Raw genomic sequence first — 6,982 nt, forward strand, 5'->3', positions numbered from 1 at the left:
GGCATCTGATTTTGCTTTGGTAAAATCATAAACCTAAAAAAAAGCTCTATAGTGTTTAACATTATAGAGCTTTTTGATTTTTATTGATGATAAGGAACTACTACTCTTCCTAATTTTCGAGAAAAATTATTTAATAATTTAGAATAATCTATAACCATAGACAACAATTCTGAATTATCGTCTTGCGGATCTGTCAGGAGCGAGTTTTTTAAATCATGAATGATTTTTGAAACCAAATACCATCGCAAAGAAAATATCGTATCAGAAACATTTTGCTCAATAGTTTCATTTTTATGCTTTGGAAAAATATTCTGTCCTTCCCAGTTATGAACGGTCAATCTTTCGTCTTCCATTAAAATATTAGTTACTTCCTGCGCAAATTCCGGTTGCAAGTGCATCAAATATTTATCTAAACTAAAAGTCTCATTTTGATTGTAAAAATCAATTAACCCCGCAAAAATATTTTGAAACAATACATTTGAAAGTTCTACCTCATCTTCCTGCAGACTTAAATAGATTTTTTCATATACTTTGTATTTTCGCTTTTCACTGACTTCTTTTACAACACCTTCTTCATCAGCTTTCAAAAATACATCTTCAAAATCCTCTAGAACACTTCCGTAAAGCAGTAATATTTCAATAATTTTTCTTTCAAAACCGTATAAAATATCTACTTTCTCTGCTTGCTCTTGGGGATAACTTGGTTCACCTGGATAATAATCATCTGGCGGTCCTGTTCTCGGATCTTCTGGATCTCCCCCTGAAAAACCTGTATTTTTTGGAGGCTGGTTTCTAAAAACTTCAAAAGGTTTTTGTTCCTGTTTTTGCTTTTTAGCTACTTCTGCCAAATCTTTTTGGATCAACTGTGCCAAAGTACTCACCAAAACCTGCTCAGAAATCTCCATAATTCGGGCGCATTCCTGAATATAAACTTCACGCTGAATACGATCTGGTATTTTAGAAATACTGGTTACCATATCCCGAATCAGATCGGCTTTTTTAATTGGATCGTTCTTAGCTTCATTCATCAAGATCGAAGCTTTAAACTGTATAAAGTCTTTACTATTGTTTTCTAAATAGGCAACTAAATCGTCATGCGAATTTTTTCGTGCAAAACTATCTGGATCTTCTCCATCAGGAAAAGAACAAACTCTTACATTCATCCCTTCTTCCAGAATCAAATCGATTCCTCGAATAGAGGCACGCAAACCTGCAGCATCACCATCAAAAAGCACTGTAATATTTCGAGTCAGACGATTAATCAATCGAATCTGGTCTGGCGTTAAAGCAGTTCCAGACGAAGCCACAACATTTTCAATTCCGGCCTGACTAAATTGGATGACATCGGTATAACCTTCAACTAAATAACAGTTATTTTGTTTCGCTATAGATTGTTTGGCATGATAAATTCCGTAAAGTACTTTACTTTTGTGGTAAATATCACTTTCTGGTGAATTTAGATATTTTGCTGCTTTTTTATCATTGGTCAAAATACGCCCTCCAAAACCTAAAACTCGACCCGACATACTTTGAATTGGAAACATTACACGCCCTTTGAATCGATCAAAAGGACGATCTTCTCTTGCAATGGTTAAACCTGTGCTTTCTAAGAATTCCAATTTATATCCTTTTCCTAATGCTTCTTTAGTCAAAGCATCCCAAGTTTCTGGAGAATATCCTAAATCGAATTTTTTAATGGTTTCATTGGTAAAACCTCGTTCTTTAAAATAGGAAAGCCCTATCGCTTTTCCTTCTTCAGAATTTACTAAAACATCTTGAAAATACTTAGCCGCAAATTCAGAAACCAAATACATACTCTCACGAACATCTGTCATCGCTTTTTCAGCATCTGTTTGTTCGGTTTCTTCGATCTCAATATTATATTTTCTGGCTAAATACCGAATGGCTTCTGGATAAGTAAACTGAGAATGTTCCATTAGGAATTTTACAGAATTCCCTCCTTTTCCTGTACTGAAATCTTTCCAAATTCCTTTTGCAGGCGACACCATAAACGATGGAGAACGCTCATCTGAGAAAGGACTCAGACCTTTGAAATTACTTCCTGCACGTTTTAAATTGACAAAATCACCAATAACCTCCTCAACACGAGCAGTTTCAAAAACAGTATCTATTGTATTTTGTGAAATCAAAACTTAAATTATTTTTAAAAATGAGAGCTTGTAAAAGTACATAAATCCTACTTGAATTTTTAGAATTTTCGAGCAAAAAAAAAGCGCTTCTTTCGAAACGCTTTTCTTCTCAACTAAACTCAATTTTATACTAATTAAAATCAAAACGAATACCTAACGAAACATTATTTTCGTCAACTGTATTATTTTTAAACAAAGGATTCAAATCGTATTTTAAGTACAAACTTATTTCCTTGTAACCTACGTAAGAACTCAGTCCGTAAATAAAATTGTTTACATTATAATCTCCTTTTGTTTTTTGTGTTGTTTTATAGTCGTTGTCTTCAAATTTTAAAATCTGTTTCGATTTTACATTGATTCCAGCATATCCGCCAAATCCTGCGCGAAAACCTTTATGGGTTCTATAATAGGTTTTCCCACCTGAATGACCATCTTTTGAAAAATCGAATTCTAAATGAACTGGAGCTACTAAATACACATTTCTAAAACGAGATTCTTTTAAATTTATCGGGTTTGTAACTAAATTTGTTTGATCGCCATTTACGACAAAACTGCGATTATCTGACGGACGAAGGTTGTTATACATTAACGAAAGCCCGTACTTTGCATGCAATAAATTATTGTCTTTTAATATTCTCGAATTAAACGTAAGTCCCCATTCGTAAAAATGAGACCCAATAAAATCGTAATTTGAATCTTGAAGCTTACCATCTACCATTGTACTATTTAAACCAGCAGCAAATACAAATTGCGAAGTGGTTCTTTTTTCGCCTCGAATTGAATCTTTGGTTTTTTTATTATTCCAGTCATTCTTATTCCAGTAAATAACAATCTTGCCTTTCTTTGTTGAATCCTGTTCTTTCAGTTTCCCGTCTACTTTTTGCTGAACCAAGTCATTGAGTTCATTTTGCGCCAAAGTCACTTTTTCTTCAATAATTACGGCTCTGGCTTCTGCCAATTCTTTTTTGCGTTTGTCTGCCTGCTCTTGTGTAATTTTCCCTTCAGACAATTGCACATTTACAGCTTCAACTTCCTCTTTCAGTTTTTCTTTTTCTTCTTTGGTAACTTTTTCTATTTGATTTGCAATTTTCTTTGCTTTTGATTCGAAAGTTTCCTGACCAAAAACTTTACTGACAAATAAGAAAATTAGAACTACTAGATAAATGGTAAAATTTTTCATGATTGATTTTTTAATTTGATTGTTGATTGTTGATTGATGACGATTCTTTAATTCTGGAATATTAATTGTTAATGGTAAATTCTTTATTCTTTTTGATTTCGGTTTGCCAAAGCCACTTTAACCGATTGATAATTTTTATTGACTTTTGTCACTACCTTTTCTCTAAAGGAAAGCTCCAATTCGCCATCGACCTGATTAAGCAAATCAGCAGCATTTACTTTTACTTTTGATTTTGGCTTAGCCGAATTTTCTGCTATAATTGTTTTTTCTGCCGAATCTAATAATTGATCTACGCTCTCTTTTTTTGTAGTATCAGCAATTGCAGTTTGATTTGTTTTTGATTGTTTTTCTTGATTGTTTTTGATGATGATTGAAGACTCCGCTACTTGATTTGATTTATTTTTATTTGATTTTTGACCCGAAACTTCTAAATATTTATCTTTTAGTATTTCTTTTTTCTCAACAGATTCTTTTTCTGAAACTACAACTTCCTGCTTTACTGAATCTATGGCATTTAAAACTGGTTGAACAATTGTATCTTTCTCAACATTCTCTTCTATTACAACATTATTTTTTGGAGTTTCGACTAAAGCTTCCTTTTGATTAAAAAAGAAAGTTCCAACTAATAAAAACCCGACGATACTTGCAGCTATGAAAACCCATTTTCTTTTTGAATCTTTTTTTGAGCGAGGTAAAACTGTTATTTTCTCTTCTTCAGCGACACTCAGCATTGCATCCAATCGATCCCAAGCTTTATTACTTGGCTCAATTTTGCGTTGATTTAGTTTGTCACGGAAATCCTTTTCAAAATTATTCGGTGCCATTATCTTGTTTTTTTAAAATAGTAATTTGTGTTTGCAGCATTTTTCTAGCGTGCGATAACTGCGATTTTGATGTTCCTTCATTAATTCCTAACATCTTGGCAATTTCATTGTGTTTATAACCTTCAATAGCATATAAATTGAAAACCATTTTATAGCCATCGGGCAAAGCATCAATTAAAAACTGAATCTGATCTACGGTAAATTGACTGTCGAGTGCATTGAAACTTTCTTCAACAAAAAACTCATCTTCGGCAAATTTCACTTTTTTCTGAACTCTTAAATACGAAATGCATTCGTTAACCATAATTCTGCGAATCCAGCCTTCAAAACTTCCTTTATTTTCAAACTTGTTTAAATTGGTAAACACTTTCATAAAGGCCGTTATCATTACATCTTCTGCAAGCTGAATATCTTTTATATATTGACGGCAGACACTCAGCATTTTTGAAGAAAACCTGCTGTAAATCTGTTGTTGTGCCTGCCGATTATTTTCGACTGCCAACTTTATGATTTCGTTTTCTTCTTGATGTAACGGAATAATTTTCATTAATAAGCTTTCGGTTTTTGGTTTTAGAAACAGTCTTCTATTAGCATAGACGATTGTCGATTTGAAATGGTTGCATGAGACATAAAAAAAATCAATAAAAAAAATTAAAAACTCCAATACACACAAAAAAAACAACTGATTTACAACAAAGTAAACCAATTATCTAATTAACAAATTTTCTAATTTTCTAATTATTTTTTTCTTTCAATAACGTAGTTTACCATTAAAGTAAGCGCTGCTTTGAAATCAGAATCAGGGTAATTCTCTAAAAGTGAAAGTGCTTCTTGCTGAAATTGCACCATTTTATTTTCGGCATAAGCCAAACCATTATTATTTTTTACAAAGGCAATAACTTCTTTTACGCGTTTTTTGTCTTTGTTGTGGTTTTTGATGGAGTTTATCAGCCACTTTTTTTCTTGCGGAGTACAAGTATTTAAAACATGAATTAAAGGCAAAGTCATTTTTTGTTCTTTAATATCAATTCCTGTTGGTTTACCAATTGCTTCTTCACTGTAATCAAACAAGTCGTCTTTGATTTGAAAAGCCATTCCGATAAGCTCACCAAATTTTCGCATATTCTCAACCTGAATATCATCTTCAATTACTGATTTTGCGCCAAGCGCACAACAAGCTGCTATAAGTGTTGCAGTCTTTTTTCGGATGATTTCATAATAAACATCTTCAGTAATATCAAGTCTTCGGGCTTTTTCTATTTGCAGTAATTCACCTTCGCTCATTTCGCGAACGGCAACAGAAATAATTCGAAGTAAATCAAAATCTCCGTTATCAATAGAAAGCAGCAACCCTTTTGAAAGTAAATAATCTCCAACCAGAACAGCAATTTTGTTTTTCCAAAGTGCATTGATCGAGAAAAATCCGCGACGGCGATTACTATCGTCTACAACGTCATCATGAACCAAAGTTGCCGTATGAATTAATTCAATTACCGAAGCTCCTCTATACGTTCTCTCGTTTACAATACCTCCAGAGACCATTTTTGCGGTTAAAAACACAAACATTGGACGCATTTGCTTACCTTTACGGTTTACAATGTAATAGGTAATTCTGTTCAGTAACGCCACCTTTGAAGTCATCGATTCATGAAACTTTTTTTCAAAAAGTTCCATTTCGTTAAAAATGGGCAGTTTTATTTGTGAGGTAATATTCATTTCGATTCCAAATATACTATTTTAAATAAAAAAACGTTGTGTATTTTATGTTAGTATATCAACATTTTTCTCTACCCGCCTAAAAAAAACACCAAAAACACATTCTAGTTAAAGCCTAATTTGTATTCATTAATTAAAATCAAGAAAACTATTTATTATGAAAACAAAATTTTTATTTATTGGAACATTAGTCGCTTTATCTTTTTTTATCAGCTGTAATTCTGATGAAAAAACAAATGACGGATCATCTGACGCAATTACAAATACTGAAATAGTTACAAATTCTAAAATTGATGCCTCGATTGAAGATGTAACTGCTATTGCCGAAGATCAATTTACTGCACAGCAAAATCTAACTGCAAAACCAAGCGGACCGGTAAAAAATTTCCTTCCGAGCTGTGCTACTATTACAACGGCATTAACTAATAACACCTGGACAATTACTGTTGATTTTGGTGTAGAAGGCTGTACTCTGGAAAACGGAAATACGGTGAAAGGAAAAATGGTTATTTCTTTCTCCAATGATTTTTCAGCGTCAACTCAAACCATTAGTTATACTTTTGATGGATTTTATCACAATGGCAAAAAACTTCAAGGAAGCAAAAGCATAGTTCGATCTGTAAAATCAACAGATTTACTTGCCGAAGCACATCCGGTTTCAACAGCTGCAATAGATATGACTATTACTTTTGATGATGGAAGTGTTTACACCAGAAAAGGCACTTTAATTAAAGAAATGACTGCTGGTTATAAAACTTGGTCTGATTGGGAAGATAATGTTTATGTAGTAACTGGAAGCGGTACAACTACTTTCCCAAATGGAGATACTTTTTCGGCAGAAATTACAACCCCTCTAGAATTTAAAGCTTCATGCAAAACCCCATTCCCTGTAAAAGGTATTGTATCAATAACTAAAAATGATGCAAAAGCAATTATTGATTATGGCAACGGAGACTGTGATACACTTGCTAAAGTAACAAAAGATGGAGTAACGGAAGAAATCGATTTGAAAAAATAAGAATCCTTTTTGCCCAGAAAAAAAAGCATTAAAACAAAGAACTATTTTAGTTTTTAATTTAGTCTTTTTTATTTATTTTTAAGTTATAAATTAC

Annotated in this window: 6 protein-coding genes; 1 reads left to right on the plus strand and 5 read right to left on the minus strand. The window is 32.7% G+C overall.

The window, feature by feature from the left end; translation table 11 throughout:
- Positions 1 to 80: 80 nt before the first annotated feature.
- From dnaG to BOW57_RS14715, 5 genes are all read right to left on the minus strand, one after another.
- Positions 81 to 2,150, minus strand: coding sequence for a DNA primase (gene dnaG / locus BOW57_RS14695; protein ID WP_129055289.1), 2,070 nt, complete (start codon positions 2,148 to 2,150; stop codon positions 81 to 83).
- 130 nt (positions 2,151 to 2,280) lie between these two features.
- Entirely contained in the window at positions 2,281 to 3,330 is a 1,050-nt protein-coding gene (locus tag BOW57_RS14700; protein WP_129055291.1) for a hypothetical protein, read from the minus strand.
- 83 nt (positions 3,331 to 3,413) lie between these two features.
- Positions 3,414 to 4,154: a hypothetical protein gene (locus BOW57_RS14705; protein WP_129055293.1), complete on the minus strand. Its 741-nt coding sequence runs from the start codon at positions 4,152 to 4,154 to the stop codon at positions 3,414 to 3,416.
- Entirely contained in the window at positions 4,141 to 4,701 is a 561-nt protein-coding gene (locus BOW57_RS14710) for an RNA polymerase sigma factor (protein ID WP_129055295.1), read from the minus strand. The genes BOW57_RS14705 and BOW57_RS14710 overlap by 14 nt, the downstream gene beginning before the upstream one ends.
- A gap of 191 nt (positions 4,702 to 4,892) precedes the next feature.
- Positions 4,893 to 5,870: a polyprenyl synthetase family protein gene (locus BOW57_RS14715; protein WP_129055297.1), complete on the minus strand. Its 978-nt coding sequence runs from the start codon at positions 5,868 to 5,870 to the stop codon at positions 4,893 to 4,895.
- Between the two features lie 157 nt (positions 5,871 to 6,027).
- Here BOW57_RS14715 and BOW57_RS14720 point away from each other — a divergent pair, with 157 nt between their 5' ends.
- Entirely contained in the window at positions 6,028 to 6,888 is an 861-nt protein-coding gene (locus BOW57_RS14720; RefSeq protein WP_129055299.1) for a hypothetical protein, read from the plus strand.
- The last annotated feature ends 94 nt before the right edge of the window (positions 6,889 to 6,982 follow it).

It is taken from the genome of Flavobacterium sp. YO64 (assembly GCF_004119505.1).
GTDB classification, from domain to species: Bacteria; Bacteroidota; Bacteroidia; order Flavobacteriales; family Flavobacteriaceae; genus Flavobacterium; species Flavobacterium oncorhynchi.

Excerpts from the sequence above, each read along its gene's own strand:
- BOW57_RS14700 (WP_129055291.1), bottom strand. The coding sequence starts at position 3,330 with ATGAAAAATTTTACCATTTATCTAGTAGTTCTAATTTTCTTATTTGTC.
- BOW57_RS14705 (WP_129055293.1), bottom strand. The coding sequence starts at position 4,154 with ATGGCACCGAATAATTTTGAAAAGGATTTCCGTGACAAACTAAATCAA.
- BOW57_RS14710 (WP_129055295.1), bottom strand. The coding sequence starts at position 4,701 with ATGAAAATTATTCCGTTACATCAAGAAGAAAACGAAATCATAAAGTTG.
- BOW57_RS14715 (WP_129055297.1), bottom strand. The coding sequence starts at position 5,870 with ATGAATATTACCTCACAAATAAAACTGCCCATTTTTAACGAAATGGAA.
- BOW57_RS14720 (WP_129055299.1), top strand. The coding sequence starts at position 6,028 with ATGAAAACAAAATTTTTATTTATTGGAACATTAGTCGCTTTATCTTTT.